Annotated in this window: 14 protein-coding genes; 7 read left to right on the top strand and 7 right to left on the bottom strand. The window is 38.4% G+C overall.

The genetic code is table 11. From position 1 onward, the window contains the following. Positions 1–140 precede the first annotated feature (140 nt). The 3 genes from AAHF87_RS02290 to gshB all read left to right on the top strand — a co-directional run bounded on the left by AAHF87_RS02290 (position 141) and on the right by gshB (position 3,591). Positions 141–1,094, top strand: a complete 954-nt coding sequence (locus tag AAHF87_RS02290) for an ankyrin repeat domain-containing protein (RefSeq protein WP_342146737.1) — start codon at positions 141–143, stop codon at positions 1,092–1,094. Positions 1,095–1,335: 241 nt separating this feature from the next. Next, a complete protein-coding gene (gene gshA, locus AAHF87_RS02285; protein WP_342146736.1) occupies positions 1,336–2,646 on the top strand; it encodes a glutamate--cysteine ligase in 1,311 nt (436 codons plus the stop codon). A 3-nt stretch (positions 2,647–2,649) separates the two neighbouring features. Further along, positions 2,650–3,591 carry a glutathione synthase gene (gene gshB / locus AAHF87_RS02280; RefSeq protein WP_342146735.1) on the top strand — a complete coding sequence of 314 codons (942 nt, stop codon included), beginning with the start codon at positions 2,650–2,652 and terminating at the stop codon, positions 3,589–3,591. Between the two features lie 103 nt (positions 3,592–3,694). Here gshB and AAHF87_RS02275 read toward each other — a convergent pair whose 3' ends face one another. Continuing rightward, a complete protein-coding gene (locus AAHF87_RS02275; RefSeq protein ID WP_342146733.1) occupies positions 3,695–4,147 on the bottom strand; it encodes a hypothetical protein in 453 nt (150 codons plus the stop codon). Between the two features lie 279 nt (positions 4,148–4,426). On the opposite strand from AAHF87_RS02275, the gene AAHF87_RS02270 reads away from it, so the two are divergent. The 3 genes from AAHF87_RS02270 to AAHF87_RS02260 all read left to right on the top strand — a co-directional run bounded on the left by AAHF87_RS02270 (position 4,427) and on the right by AAHF87_RS02260 (position 6,994). Beyond that, positions 4,427–5,266, top strand: coding sequence for a DoxX family protein (locus AAHF87_RS02270; RefSeq protein WP_342146732.1), 840 nt, complete (start codon positions 4,427–4,429; stop codon positions 5,264–5,266). A 271-nt stretch (positions 5,267–5,537) separates the two neighbouring features. Beyond that, positions 5,538–6,125, top strand: a complete 588-nt coding sequence (locus AAHF87_RS02265) for a hypothetical protein (protein ID WP_342146730.1) — start codon at positions 5,538–5,540, stop codon at positions 6,123–6,125. A gap of 113 nt (positions 6,126–6,238) precedes the next feature. Then, on the top strand, positions 6,239–6,994 hold the full coding sequence (locus AAHF87_RS02260; protein ID WP_342146729.1) for a hypothetical protein: 756 nt from the start codon (positions 6,239–6,241) through the stop codon (positions 6,992–6,994). A 26-nt stretch (positions 6,995–7,020) separates the two neighbouring features. On the opposite strand, the gene AAHF87_RS02255 is transcribed toward AAHF87_RS02260, so the two are convergent. Both AAHF87_RS02255 and AAHF87_RS02250 read right to left on the bottom strand, forming a co-directional pair. Next, positions 7,021–7,335, bottom strand: coding sequence for a Rieske 2Fe-2S domain-containing protein (locus AAHF87_RS02255; RefSeq protein ID WP_342146728.1), 315 nt, complete (start codon positions 7,333–7,335; stop codon positions 7,021–7,023). Positions 7,336–7,352: 17 nt separating this feature from the next. Beyond that, positions 7,353–7,694 carry an SUF system Fe-S cluster assembly protein gene (locus AAHF87_RS02250; RefSeq protein WP_342146727.1) on the bottom strand — a complete coding sequence of 114 codons (342 nt, stop codon included), beginning with the start codon at positions 7,692–7,694 and terminating at the stop codon, positions 7,353–7,355. 161 nt (positions 7,695–7,855) lie between these two features. Between AAHF87_RS02250 and AAHF87_RS02245 the strand changes: the two genes are divergently transcribed. After that, entirely contained in the window at positions 7,856–10,546 is a 2,691-nt protein-coding gene (locus AAHF87_RS02245) for a histidine kinase (protein WP_342146726.1), read from the top strand. Positions 10,547–10,564: 18 nt separating this feature from the next. Here AAHF87_RS02245 and sufU read toward each other — a convergent pair whose 3' ends face one another. The 4 genes from sufU to sufC form a co-directional block, all read right to left on the bottom strand. After that, positions 10,565–11,020, bottom strand: a complete 456-nt coding sequence (gene sufU / locus AAHF87_RS02240) for a Fe-S cluster assembly sulfur transfer protein SufU (RefSeq protein WP_342146725.1) — start codon at positions 11,018–11,020, stop codon at positions 10,565–10,567. A 152-nt stretch (positions 11,021–11,172) separates the two neighbouring features. After that, positions 11,173–12,420, bottom strand: coding sequence for a cysteine desulfurase (locus tag AAHF87_RS02235; RefSeq protein ID WP_342146724.1), 1,248 nt, complete (start codon positions 12,418–12,420; stop codon positions 11,173–11,175). Beyond that, on the bottom strand, positions 12,407–13,735 hold the full coding sequence (gene sufD / locus AAHF87_RS02230; protein ID WP_342146722.1) for a Fe-S cluster assembly protein SufD: 1,329 nt from the start codon (positions 13,733–13,735) through the stop codon (positions 12,407–12,409). The genes AAHF87_RS02235 and sufD overlap by 14 nt, the downstream gene beginning before the upstream one ends. Before the next feature lie 3 nt (positions 13,736–13,738). Continuing rightward, complete coding sequence (gene sufC / locus AAHF87_RS02225; protein WP_342146720.1) at positions 13,739–14,491, bottom strand: Fe-S cluster assembly ATPase SufC; 753 nt, start codon at positions 14,489–14,491, stop codon at positions 13,739–13,741. Positions 14,492–14,606: the final 115 nt, after the last annotated feature.

Genomic DNA, 14,606 nt, shown 5'->3' with positions numbered 1-14,606 from the left:
TTTTATAAAATTTTTAAAATATTACAAGAATATTTTCAGCGTCAATCGAAGGTTGTGTATACTGAGAATTCACCCGCAATTTTGTTCAGCTGATTGTGGATTAATAATACAATAATTTTTTAAAAAAAAGGAATATTTTAATGGATACCAATAAATTGACTGAATTATTCTCTCGAGCATTGGATAGAGATTGCATGATAGTAGGGGATGGTTCTGATTCGTCTCCTTACAAGATTAAATTTCATAGTAACTTAGAGTTTAATGAATTTGAAAAGTTTAAAGCTGACTGCGAAAAGTTTTTATCTCAATATCGTATAGCAACAGGAGCATTAATTTCTGTTCCAGAAAAATCATTTACAGTACAGATATTACCGGATGAAGGATTAAGTGAAAAATTGGAGGCTTTAAATCAATTTATTCAATTACAGGAAGCAGCTAGAAGTGGCAGTTCTAGGGTTTTTAAAGAGCTTTTGCATGAAGGAATAAAGGTTGATACTAGCAATATCAGTGGTAAAACCCTTTTATTTCCCGCTGCAATTTTAGCGGTGTATACCGATAGCTTTTGTAATATAGAACAGCTTTTAGAACATAAAATAAACATTAATCACCAAGATAATGACGGCGCAACTGCGTTACACATTGTTATTGGGCTATATAGCGAAGTAACTCATGGTTATGTAAAAACATTGCCAGTTATAGCAATGCTTCTGAATAAAGGAGCAGATGTGACTATCAAAACTCACGACGGTGAAACAGCTTTGCAAGTTGCCGATCGCGTCAAAGATGCTGTGGCGGGTGAAATGCTTATTGACGCGTTATTGAAGAAGGTTCCAACAACTGAAAAACCATCTTTTAAAATGCAAGAACTTTCCGATTATTGGGAGCAACAGGTGAAAAAAATAACTGATAAATCCATTATATCAGACACCATAGAAGGGGCAGTGGGAGGAACAGAAAGAGCTTTAGGAGTAAGAAGAATCGAAAATATTATCCGATTCTTTTCTCAAGCGACTATTCAAGATCCCAGCAATACAGAAGCAGCTGAACAACAGGTAGCTGACGTTAAACCAACGGCCGCCAATTTAGGTAAATAAAATTTATTTTCCTATACTTGGTGATAGAGAAAGTATGCTTACAACAATTGGATATTTGGCAAGACCCCGGGAGAATGCAGCAACCCTCGTTAATTAATATACGTGAGGATTGCGAATTGCGGGGCAACGCAGATAAAAATTCAAATGCCAAGAGTATAGGTTTAAAATGCTGATAGGACTTTTTTAGTAGTTTGGTTAAGATAGACTAAAAAAGTCCTTTTCTTTATTGGGGGTTAGCTGGATGACACAATCATCAGAAAATCGGTATGAGATCCCATGTTTAGCGTCACATTGTTTAGATCCGCTCCATCAGTTAGAACAGCATTTACTGGCTGCACAAACCACCACTGAAAATTGGTTACGTGAACAATGGCGTAAAACACCTGCGCCTTTTTATTCCTCGGTTGATTTACGCAATGCCGGGTTTAAACTAGCGCCGGTTGACACGAATTTATTTCCAGCGGGATTTAATAATCTGAGTGAAGACTTTATTCCGCTGGCAGTACAAGCGGCACAAGAAACCTTAGAACGTTTAGCGCCAGGATGTATGCGTATTTTATTAATTCCTGAAAATCATACGCGGAATAATTTTTATTTTGAAAATCTGTTTACCTTACAAGATATTTTAAGTAAAGCCGGTTTTGAAGTCAGAATCGGATCCTTATTAGAAGACATCAAAGCGACCAAAGAGATTACGTTAGAGTCAGGTGGCTCCTTAAAACTAGAACCCATACATCGGCAAGCCGATCAGATCCGAGTGAATGATTTTTTACCTTGTTTTATCCTATTAAATAACGATTTAGCCACAGGTATTCCTGAAATATTACAAGGAATACAGCAAGCTATTCTACCTAATGTAAATTTAGGGTGGCATAGTCGTTTAAAATCGAATCATTTTCGTCATTATGAACAGGTGACACAAGAATTTTCCCAATTATTGGATCTCGATCCTTGGTTGATTACACCTTATTTTTCACATTGTAAGGGTGTGGATTTTATGCAGCGTGAAGGCGAAGCCTGCATGCTCGAAAAAAGCCAGGAAATCTTGCAAGCAACTGAAAAAAAATATCGGCAATATCATATTAAAGAAAAACCTTATGTAGTTATTAAAGCGGATGCAGGCACTTACGGAATGGGTGTGTTATCTATCCATGAACCCGAAGAAATCCAACAACTGAATCGTAAAAAACGTAGTGATATGATGGTTTCTAAAGGTAGTCGACCCATCGATAAGGTGATCATTCAAGAAGGCGTTTATACTTTCGAAACCTGGAATGATGCGGTGGCTGAACCGGTAGTGTATATGTTAGGACAATACGTAGTCGGCGGATTTTATCGTGTGCATACCGGCCGCGGTGTCAGTGACAATCTGAATACACCGGGTATGCAATTTGAGCCTTTACCCTTTGTACAAGCGTGTAACGTTCCAGACGCTAGAGGACAACAAAAAGGAAAATGCGCGAATCGGTTTTATGTATATGGAGTGATAGCACGACTGGCGCTATTAGCAGCGGCACGTGAACAAGCCGAAGTTTTAAAGAAAGCGGAGTAAAACATGCGTAAGCCACTGGGCGTGATTATGGATCCCATCGAGGGGATTAATCCTAAAAAAGATACCACACTGGCCCTATTGTTAGCTGCACAGCAACGTGATTGGCCGATTTTTTATATGCAAGCCAAGGATCTTTTTTTAATCCATGATAAACCTTGTGCACGCATGCGCAGTTTGCAAGTCCAAGATGATCCGAAACATTGGTTTGAGTGTGGCAAAGAAAGTATACAGGCGTTAGATAGCTTATCTGTGATTTTGATGCGTAAGGATCCACCGATCGATATGCAATATATTTATGCGACGCAATTGCTGGATAAGGCCGAGCAACAAGGCGTATTAATCGCCAACCGTCCACAAAGTTTGCGCGATTTTAATGAGAAATTATTTACATTAAATTTTCCTGATTGTTGTCCTCCCAGTTTAGTGACATCCAACATCCAAACCGCGCAAGAATTTTTGTTGCAACACCACGATATCATCGCCAAACCGCTGGATGGTATGGGTGGTCAATCAGTGTTTAGAGTGCGCGACAATGATCCAAATTGTAACGTCATTTTAGAAACTTTAACCCATAATAATCAATCTTACATGATGGTACAGCGCTACATTTCTGAAGTGCGTTTCGGAGATAAACGGATCATAATGATCAATGGCGAAGCTATTCCTTATGCGTTGGCGCGTATTGCAGCGCCCGGTGAAACGCGTGCTAATTTGGCCGTAGGGGGAATAGGTAAGGCGGTCAAATTAAGTGAGCGCGATGTTTGGATTTGCCAACAAGTGGGGCCTGTTTTAAGAAAAAAAGGTTTATTATTTGTGGGTTTAGATGTTATTGGTGATTATTTGACCGAAATAAATATTACTAGTCCTACCGGCGTGCGTGAAATCGATGCACAATGTAAACTTAATATTGGTAGGCAATTTATTGATGCCATTTTTCCCGCATAACACTTAATGACCAGCATCATGTTTTCAACGTAAATTTGTAAATCTAATTTCCTGCAATAAAATTTATTGCAGGATTTACAGTTTTATAAATTAAGAATTTCCATTAACTTATAAACTCAAACTTACAATTTTCAATATTTTTATTACAATAATAAATTTTGTGTTTATCTTTTTTCCAATTTCCATCTAACTGGATAGTGACTTTATTTATTTTTGGATCTAAGAATATTTCAAGACCGTCTTTTGTTGTATAAACACAACTATTCAGCTTTCCAGATATTGTTCCCTTTTTAATAGGTGTGTTCGTTTTAACCTCAACGTCTACAAAATGAGTAATTTTTCCGGGTAGGTCAATGCCTGTATATTTATCAGTGTCTGACCAAATAGTTCCTTGGGAATTAGCTGAGAAAGAGCAAACATTATAGTTTTTTTCTTTAGTACAAGTTATTTGTATTTCATTCAATGTCGGGCAAGTTGTCGCTTGCACGGATAAAGTACAAAATAAACTAAGCATGCTGAGTTTCGTCGTTATGGTTTTTAATTTATTTATTTTCATAGAGTAACCTTTTTGTAAAATACTGCTTTTGAAGCATATCTGGAATTCAAACAATTTAAAAGTAGATTTTTTTGTAACGTTAATTGAGTGCTTACTATAAAATTATCAATTAAGGACAGTCATCTTAACCCTTCTAGGTTTTTAAAAATAAAAAACTATACTAAAATTTTAATAATTTGTAGAAATGGAGGAAAAAAAGCTTGATGAATTACATGCTCAATTTTGACACAGGAAGGTCATAATAAACATTTTATAGTTAATTTAATTTCTGGAGCAACCATGTACAAACAAGCCTATTCGTCGTTGGTATCCCTCGCACTTCTAGGAATGTTTCTAAGCTTAATTATTCTAGCTTTCTCGTATCATAGTATTCCTGCCAATCCTACTTTTTTTATTGTCCTATTAAGTTTATTAGGCATTATCGCGCTGTGTCTGATGTATCGTTATATTTGCATCCCCTTTTTGCTTGCAACATTTAGTGTGTTATCGGTATTACGGATTTTAGGTTTACATAAATGTTTTGTGCCGATGATACCGATAATTATTAGTTTATTGTGTTTGGCGATTTTATTTCTTTATATTGCTTATCATGATGTTAAAAAAAGACCGATTATTTTACGGGGTACGCCCCAAGAGATGTTTGAAATGTCTGCTTATGAATGGCATCTGAGTTTTATCCGGCTTTATGTGGGCTTTGATCTGATTGCCCATTGCACCGAAAAACTATTTGCCGGACGTGTTCCCTTTCAAACGGATGTCACCGCTTTCATGCATCTGAATGTGATGGATCCAACGCTTTTTGTGCGATTTTCAGGTTTATGCGAATTAGCGGGTGTCATTTCTTTAGGCTTAGGGTTGTTGACGCGCGTGGGTGCGATAGGTACTTCGTTATATTTAATTGTTGCCACCATAATCGGCCATCACTTTTTAAAGGGTTTTATTTGGGCATTACCTGGCGGTGGTTGGGAATATCCGGTGATGTGGAGCGTATTTATTTTGAGTTATGTCGTATTAGGAGCGGATGAATTTTCTATCGATGGTGTGTTAGATAAAAATTTTAATTTACCTATTTGGTTGAAGCGATTAATGGGTGTCATGGAATCGGATGGAAAGATATGACCTTAGATGCACGCTGTGCACAGTTTCTGTGGTAAAGCTGTGTAAAAATATGTGTAAAAGCTTTTGAACACGTTTATGGGATTGGACGCGTAGCATCTGTTCAAAAATTAAACGATGCGCTTAGGCTTTGTATTTTAATTGTGAATAGCTTTTTTATATCGAGATTGAGCATAGAAAGTGGTCGGTATTGAAATGATCAATTTATCCTTGACGAATATTTTTAAATTATTTTAATATAAATAGATTAAATTAAAACAAGAGGTAAACTCATATGCTCAAAGCACAAGCACAAGAAAATATCTCAACCTTTAAACCACTTCATTTGCTGCAACCCGATCCTCAAAAAACTCAAGGGAAACAGATATTTATTTTCTGCACAAACTCTACCCAAAGTTTTTGGATAAAAGAAAATCATGCTGATTGGGAAGAAGTTTCGATCGATCCTGATGATTATTCTTGTGATAGAGATGGTGGTTCAGCAACTTTTAGATTTAGCGGAAAAGAATTTAATCAATTATATATTTCTTCTCCCCTAGGAAAAGAAACTTCTCATATATCTGGAGATGGTCAACGCATAAACTTAGAAAAGCTACTCTTGTCAAACCAAAAATTGGAAAAAATAGGTATTACTAATCAAGTTAAATTAGATCTATCAAATATTCCTGAAACCATAGCCGATGCAGAAAAAATTCAAAAAGAAAAGCTGGCAAAAAGAAATGCATCGACTAGCGAAAATCTTTCAAGACTTTTGAAAAAAGATCTAAACCTTTTTTTTAATGCACTTTCAGATTCCGGAAAGTTTTCAGAAGCTGGAACTTCATCTGGTAGTGAAAAATTAACCAAAGGACTTAGCAATTAAAAATGTAAATATGAATAGATGACATGTTTTTACACTAATCAAAGTCCAAAGGGTTTTTAATTGACATAAAATACCGCGAAATTTAAGATGCGCATTTATTAAAGGAATAATAAATGAAAAAAGTAAAGCATGTCACATTTCAAATCCAGACAAATGGCGAGCAGTCAACTGGAAAACTTTCCAATCTAGAACAGTTAGATGATTCGGAAATTGTTACGGCGAACCAAAATACCGAAAAAATTTTACAATTAAAAACACGAATTGCTCAAATTGTAATTAAGGTTGACCATCTGAAAGCTTCCTTGCTGATTTTTATAGCAGCAAAAGATACAATGAAAAAATTAGATGGCGATAAGAATGACCCCTTTACTAAAGAGGATATTAATGCCGAGATTAAATTAATTAATCGACAAATACATCACTATGGATACGTAAAATTAAAAAATGAAGTTAAAATAGAGATGCTATCCACCCAGGAAATATATCTAGAACCTGAAGCGTTCGAAAGACGCTTGTTAGAGTTAAGATTGCAAGAAAGGGAAACTGGTCAAGTCATTCAAAATCTAGAATCGGCTATTAATGCATTAAAAAGAATGCTTAATGAACTTTCTAAGAACTTTAGTAAATCTTGGGAAGATTTCCTAATAAAGGGTTATGTTAATCGGCAGATTCAATTGCTTAAAAAAGAGGAGTCAGAAAATAAAGCGAAATTGGAGAATATAGAAGGAAAAATAAAAACATTAAAAGAACCTAAGTCTATTCAGGATACTTTTTTGGCAGCCAGCCAAGCCAAACTGCTATTTTTTAATGGTAAGGCAGGAAAAGATAATTGCACAACACAAGCTGAGTTAAAACACTGTACACTTTGAAGTATAAGTCAGCTTCACATTAGAATTTATGCATCAATGGCAACTTGGACTTTGCCATCGATTAATCGCGCAGGAAAGGTTTTAATGCCTGTGAAAGCGGGTGCACGGGTTGCAGCACCGGTTTTAATGCAAAAACCAGCGCCATGCCAAGGACAAATAATTTCTTCTCCTTCTATCTCGCCGCCTTCCAGGGATTGATCTTCGTGCGTGCACAAATTCTTAATGGCATAAAATTCGCCATTAAGATTGAAAACTAATAAAGATAGTCCATTCCAATCAAATACTTGATAGCTACCCACCGGAAAACTTGCTGCATCGATGACATCAACCCAATTTGCCACTTTTCTCTCTCCAGAATTTACAACATGCCTAATTGCAATTTGGCCGCTTCGGACATATTTTCGCTGGTCCAAGGTGGATCCCAGACTAATTCTACTTGCGTCTCGCAAACACCGGCTACATTATTGATCACATTTTCCACCGTGCCGGGAAAGGTTTGTGCTACCGGACAACCCGGTGACGTTAAGGTCATTTCAATCTTTACCATACCTTGTGGATCGATAAAAATTTGATAAATGAGGCCTAAATCATAAATATTAACCGGAATTTCTGGATCATAAATGCCTTTGAGTGCTTCAATAATATGCTGGGTAAGTTGTTTAATCGATTCTTCTGAGAGTGGATAGGTGAGCATGATCATAATGAATTAAGTTATTTTGCTTAGTGAGTAGGATAGATAGATTAACAGGAGTGAGCAAGCCTATTTGATAATTTTATCGATAGCTTCTATCCTTAACTCTTATTTTAGAGTTCTGATTGAATAGACTTTTTAAAATTCATTATTCACTTAGAGAGATACCCTTGAAAAGGATAGCCTGGTATTTATTCGTTAATATCACTTTAGGATTTAGTGTATTTTATTTAAACGCAAATGCTGCACCCCTTTCAGCCTACACCTTTTCTTCGTTACCGGCTCGATTTTCAGCAGACGGTTATACGAGCACTAACTATCTCGTAGGCCAAGCTGATTTAATGCTGCCTTTAAAAGGGGATGCTGAGCATAATTTTTATATCGACCCTGCATTGGCTTATGGAAGTGATACACAAGGCTATGCCGATTTGGGAGTAGGATATCGATGGGTTAAAAATAACGCGGCGATATTGGGCGGTTATCTATTTGGGGGATATAGTCGAATTGATAATAATGCGCGTTTGTGGGTGCTTAATCCAGGTATAGAAGCCTTAGGCTCACGTTGGGATGCCCATCTCAATGGATATCTTGCCATGGGTGATCGTAATAAAGCTGTTTCAAGCTTTTTATCCTTTGATGAGTTTACTGGACATTCTGAATTATTTTACTTATTCGACGTAACACAACATGCAGGGAATGGTGCGGATGTGAAATTTGGGTATCAACTTTTCCCCAATACTCCTTTAAAAGCTTATGTAGGCAGTTATTTTTTTAGTCCGGCAGAAACTAATAATGTTTTAGGGGGCGCTGTTGGCTTGGAATATTGGCTGGATCAAAATATTAAAGTTTTCGCTAATTATACTTACGATAATTTACGACGCAGTGTCGGTGCACTGGGTATAGGGTTCGAATTGGGTGGCACACATGTGCATCGTAGTGACCCAAGTATTGAAGAACGAATTACCGATCCAGTAGAACGCAATTTAGCTGAACTAGGCCGTGGTTCGACCATACCTAGTCAGAAGAAAACCCAATTCTTAGGTCTGATCGTGCCTGCTAATAGGGATGATGATGCTTTTTTTAGTCCAACAGGGACACCTAATAATGGTGGCATGGGTTTGACATTGGCTGATTGTACTTTTGAGAATCCTTGTGGTCCTACTGATCTCACTAATCAAGGTACACAAACCTTAGCAACGTTGCTTCCGAATACGAGAATGTTTTTTGGCGGGGGAACTTATTCGGCTTTAGACGTCCCCGGAGGAACAAATCCAGTTACGATCAGAACCGGTCAAAGCATCGCTGCTACGCCAGGAACGTCACCTTCAACTTTTAATGGAGGATTTATTTTGGAAGGTAATAATAGCTTAAATGACATTATTCTTTTACCAACGGTAAGCACAGCAACTGGACCCGGAGTCAGCGCTACCGGAGGTAATGTTTTAATAAATAATAGTCAAATTGGTAGCATGGCGAATCCTTTTGCGACGGGCTTAGCTTTTTCAGGTAATACGCAAGCCAAGCTTACCAGCAGTATGGTGTTTGCCTCTAATTCAGGCGCAAGCCTTGCAGATTCTGCTAGTTTGACGGTGGATCCTTCCACAATCAACGTAAATGGCGGGGACAACATAGTGGGTATTAATTCATCGAGTAGTGGTTCTCTCAACGTTATCCAAGGAAGCTCGGTCAATGTAACAGGAGGAAATAATCTAATTGGAATCTCTACGAGTGGAAGCGGAAACTTTGTGCTCAGTGACGCCAGTTCGATCAATGTAACTGGAGCGATGAATATTTTTGGTTTAGCCAGTGTAGGAAGCGGTACAGTAACCGTAAGTGGCGCAAGCTCAGTAAATCTGACTGGGAGTGGCAATGTCGCCGTTGGTTTTTATTATGAAGGTTCCGGTCCTGTCATATTTAGCGAAGGCAGCGAAATTAATGTGAATGCTCCGGGTCAAAATGCAATTGTAGGATTTACGGATACACCGGCAGCAAGTGGAGATATTACTTTCGATGCGAGCTTTATTAATGTAACAGGTGCAGACGACACCATTGGACTGGGTAGTTCAGGAACCGGAAATCTTAATATTATTAATAATAGCGCCTTTAATATCACAGCGGGTGATGATTCTTTTGGAATAGATGTCAGAGGCGACCGGATTATTACTCTCTTGAATAGCACATTGACCTTCACTGGAGGTGATGATTCTTTTGGATTTGACTCAACTGGAAATGGAAATGTTACCATAAACAATAGCACGCAAAACTTTACTGGCGGGAGTGGTTTCACTGGGTTAAATACCGGGGGAGCGGGTTCGATCTTAGTGAGTGGAAGTACGCTTAATGTGACAGCAGGTGACACTTCAGATGGTTACATCATTGAAGGGAGTGGCCCGGTTAACTTTACGGATAGTTCGATAACTATGAATGCAGCAGGTGCGATCAGTGCCGTTGGACTTTTGAGTAGTCCAGGTAGCAGCAGTAATATCATTTTGAGTCGAAGCCAAATTAATGTTAATCAAGGGGGAGATAATTCGACAGGAATTTCTACTGAAGGAAGTGGTACGCTTAATTTAGCGACTGCAAATTTAGTTAATGTGAATGGAACTGGCACTCTGCGTGGAATACAGGCTATCAATAACAGTTCAATAACCGGTAGTAATGTGAACGTGATTGTATTAACTGATAATGCAGACCAAGCTATCGGATTAGCTACAAGCAACACTGCCACAATTACTTTAAATGGAGTAGATATGGACGTTATAGGTAGTCCCGCCTCTGTTATAAGGCAGGCATCAGGAGGGCTTATCACCTTAACGGGTACCAATGTTTGCGTTTTAAATGGTAATTCTGTTGCTTGTTAGCAATAAGGCGAGAATATTTTATTTTTCGGTAGAAACTAATTCATTTTTCTGTTTTAACGCCGCGAGTAAAGTATGCCAAGCCAATGTGGCACATTTGACGCGCGCGGGATAAGCTTTAACACCTGCAAAGATGGCTAATTTTTCGAGATCGTGCAATTGATCGGGTGTGGATTCATTAGTCAATAATTGATGAAAAATTTCAAACAAAGTTTCTGCTTCGCTGAGCGTTTTTCCAGACAATAATTCCGACATCAAAGAGGCGGATGCCATTGAAATGGCGCAACCTGAGCCTTGAAAACTAATCGATGTAATTTTATCACCTTCTATTTTAAGATAGACCGTTAAACGATCGCCGCAGAATTGATTGTAACCATCGGCTTGCCGATTTGCCAAAGGCATTGCATGATGATGCCGCGGGTTACGCCCGTGATCTAGGATCATTTCTTGGTATAGTTCACGTAAATCTGACATCATCTTAGACCTCTTTCATAACCTGCGTTACAGGCTCGATTTCATCGTTAAACGCTACTCTACGGTCCCCATTTACTTAGGTAAACTCCGGTCCTCGGTTATCGTTTGCCTCGAACGCAAGCCTATCACTTGCTTAGGCATGAGGTCTTTTATTTTTATTTAAACAATTGTTTTAAAGTCTGTAAACCGCTGATTAAGGCGTCAATATCTTCTTTATTATTATACAACGCTAGCGAGGCGCGTACCGTAGAATCGACATTAAAACGTTGCATGAGCGGCATAGTACAATGTTGACCGGCGCGCACAGCAACGCCGACTTCGGTATTCAAAACGTCACTGATATCATGTCCATGGATGCGCATCCCACGTGAGTCGCTAATCGTAAAATTCAAAATGGCTGTTTTTTGTTTAGCGGTGCCTATCAAATGCAATCCCGCTATGGTTTTTATACCCGCTGTCGCATAATCGAGTAACTGTTGTTCATGCTGGTGCACGGCCTCAAAATCTAATTGATTAAGATAGTCTATGGCAGCTCCTAGGCCAATAGCACCGGCAATATGCGGCGTGCCAGCTTCAAATTTATACGGCGGTTCGCGGTAATAACTTTTTTCTAATTGCACTTCGGTAATCATACTACCGCCGCCTTGATAGGGTGGCATGGCGGATAATAAATCTTGTTTACCATATAAAACACCAATACCCGTCGGCGCAAATAATTTATGCCCAGAAAAGGTATAAAAGTCGCAGTCTAACGCTTGCACATCTACTTTTTGATGCGCCACCGCCTGTGCACCATCGATCAATACTTTGGTTTCGGGGCTGTTAGCATGGGCCCACTCGATGATTTGTTTAATAGGATTAATGGTTCCTAAGGTATTGGAAATATGGCATATCGCGACCAGTTTGGTTTTTGGATTAAGTAAACGTTGGTATTCTTCTAGGATCAGCTCACCGGCATCATTAATCGGAATAACTTTAAGTTTGGCGCCGGTTTGCGCGCATAATATTTGCCAAGGTACAATGTTGGCATGATGTTCCATATGCGAAATAATTATTTCATCGTCCGCTTGGATCTGGCTTAGACCATAGGTTTGCGCGACTAAATTAATAGCTTCAGTCGTGCCCCGTACAAAAATAATTTCGGCAAAAGATTTTGCATGAATAAATTGTTGAACTTTTTCACGGCTTTTTTCAAATTCTTCAGTAGCTAATTCACTTAAAGTATGAATACCGCGATGCACATTACTATTTTCATGACGATAAAAATAATCTAAACGTTTGATAACCGAGTTAGGTTTTTGTGTGCTCGCGGCATTATCCAGATACACTAAAGGCTTACCCTTTATTTTTTGTTGTAAAATAGGGAAATCCGCTCTTATTTTTTTTACGTCAAACGTTTTCATACGTGTTTTTAATTAAACGAGGTAAAATAACATTTCTAAACAATGGCATTTGTTCGATGATGTCTTGGATAAAGGCTTTAACGAGTAAATCCGTCGCTTCCGCTGCCGTTAATCCACGCGCACGTAAATAAAATAGTGCATCTTTATCGAGCTGACCGATACTCGCACCGTGCGTACACTGAATATCATCGGTAAATATTTCTAGCTGTGGTTTACTATTCACTTCGGCATGCGCTGACAATAATAAATTTTTATTCAGTTGCTGCGCTTTGGATAAGATAGCTCGTTCGCGTACTATTAGTTTACCATTAAAGCTAGCACGGGCCTGTTCATCAATAATACCCTTGTAAAATTCTTCGCTGCTGGTCTGCGGACTAACATGCTCGATCTGCGTACAGTGGTCGACTTGCTGCCGGTCTGAAGCATAATAAAGACCTTTTAATTGACAATGTGCCTGCGGCGCCAATAATTTAACCGAGACATCGCTACGAATTAACAGGCCGCTTAAAGCTAATGAATAGGCAGAAAATTGGCTGTTTTTTTGTTGTGTCACACAAAGATGGCCCACATGTTGCGCTGGTTTACTTTCGGTGATGCTTTTGTAATGTTGAATATGACTATTGGCGCCTAAACGACATTCTGTTACCGTATTCAGAAAATAATGCGCGTTATTTTCCGGCGTCATATCGATATATTTTTCGACGATAATGGCTTGGCTATTTTCTTCAGCAATAATGATATTGCGTAATGCAATAAAACGCTGCGGCGTTGTATCGGTGTTGATAAACAGAATTTCTATCGGTGAATTTAAATGCGTGTTAGCCGCCAAATAAATATACGCACCATCTTGAAAAAAGGCGGTGTTTAAATGCGTGAAACTATTTTTTTCTACTACTGCGTTAGGTTTCCAGCTTGCACTTAATTGTTCGGGTTCTTGATCCAGCATCGTAGCTAAATTGCTTATTTTACTATTACCCGCTAGCACTGCTATCGAGGATAAATGTGCAGCAAAAAAACCATTGACGAACACTAAGCGATAATCACTGCAAGGTAAATCTAATGTTGTTGTATCGAGGTGACATGGCTTAGGTGTAATAGAATAGGGAGTTTGACGTAAGGTATTTAAAGACGTGTATTTCCAATCAGCGTGTTTTTTACTAGGAAAGCCGAGTGTGGAGAATTGCGCTAATGCATCCCGTCGTAATCGACTTAAATATTTTTGATCATAACCAATTAATTCATTTTCAACGCGTTGGTATTCGCTTGTGTAATGGGCTATCGCGTTAGCATCATGATTTTTATTATTATTTAACATGTTCTACACCAACGATTCTTCTTGTAAAATAGCGGTATAACCTTCTTTTTCTAAGGTTTGTGCTAAAGAAAAGTCACCCGAACGAATAATTTTTCCACCCGCCAGTATATGTACATGATCCGGTTTAATGTAATCGAGCAAACGTTGATAATGTGTAATTAATACCATAGCGCGTTGTGGAGAACGTAGATTATTCACGCCTTGCGCAATTATTTTTAAGGCATCAATATCTAAACCAGAATCGGTTTCATCTAAAATAGCTAATTTGGGTTCTAATAGTGCCATTTGCAATATTTCATTGCGTTTTTTCTCACCGCCCGAAAAGCCGGTGTTGACCGATCGATACAGAAAATCTTGATCCATTTCGACAAATTTTAGTTTTTCTTTAATCAGTTTTAAAAAATCCATGGCATCAAGTTCAGTTTCACCGCGCGCTTTACGGATAGCATTTAACGAAGCTTTCAATAAGTAAACATTACTGACGCCGGGAATTTCGACGGGATATTGAAACGCTAAAAATAATCCGGCACGTGCGCGCAGCTCAGGTGACAGCTGAGTTAAATCTTCACCTAAATAGTTAATTTCGCCCGCGAGTGTGTAGTTGCCACGTCCGGCTAAAACATTGGCTAAAGTACTTTTACCCGAACCATTAGGGCCCATGATCGCGTGTATTTCACCGGGTTTTATGTGTAGGTTAATTCCCTGTAATATTTTTTTGTTATCGATTTCTGCGTGTAGATTTTTAATAGTTAACATATTTTTCTTCGTCTTATCATTAAATGAATAGATTAAACACACTTAAAATTTTTCGTCGCGAGCGCAAAATTAATCGTCATTGCGAGCGTTAAATATTAATTGTCATTGCGAGCGC

Origin of the sequence: Rickettsiella endosymbiont of Aleochara curtula (genome assembly GCF_964030935.1) — a bacterium.
GTDB lineage: Bacteria > Pseudomonadota > Gammaproteobacteria > Diplorickettsiales > Diplorickettsiaceae > Aquirickettsiella.
The sequence above is the reverse complement of the archived record's forward strand: the minus strand, read 5'-3'. Positions and strand labels throughout refer to the sequence as shown.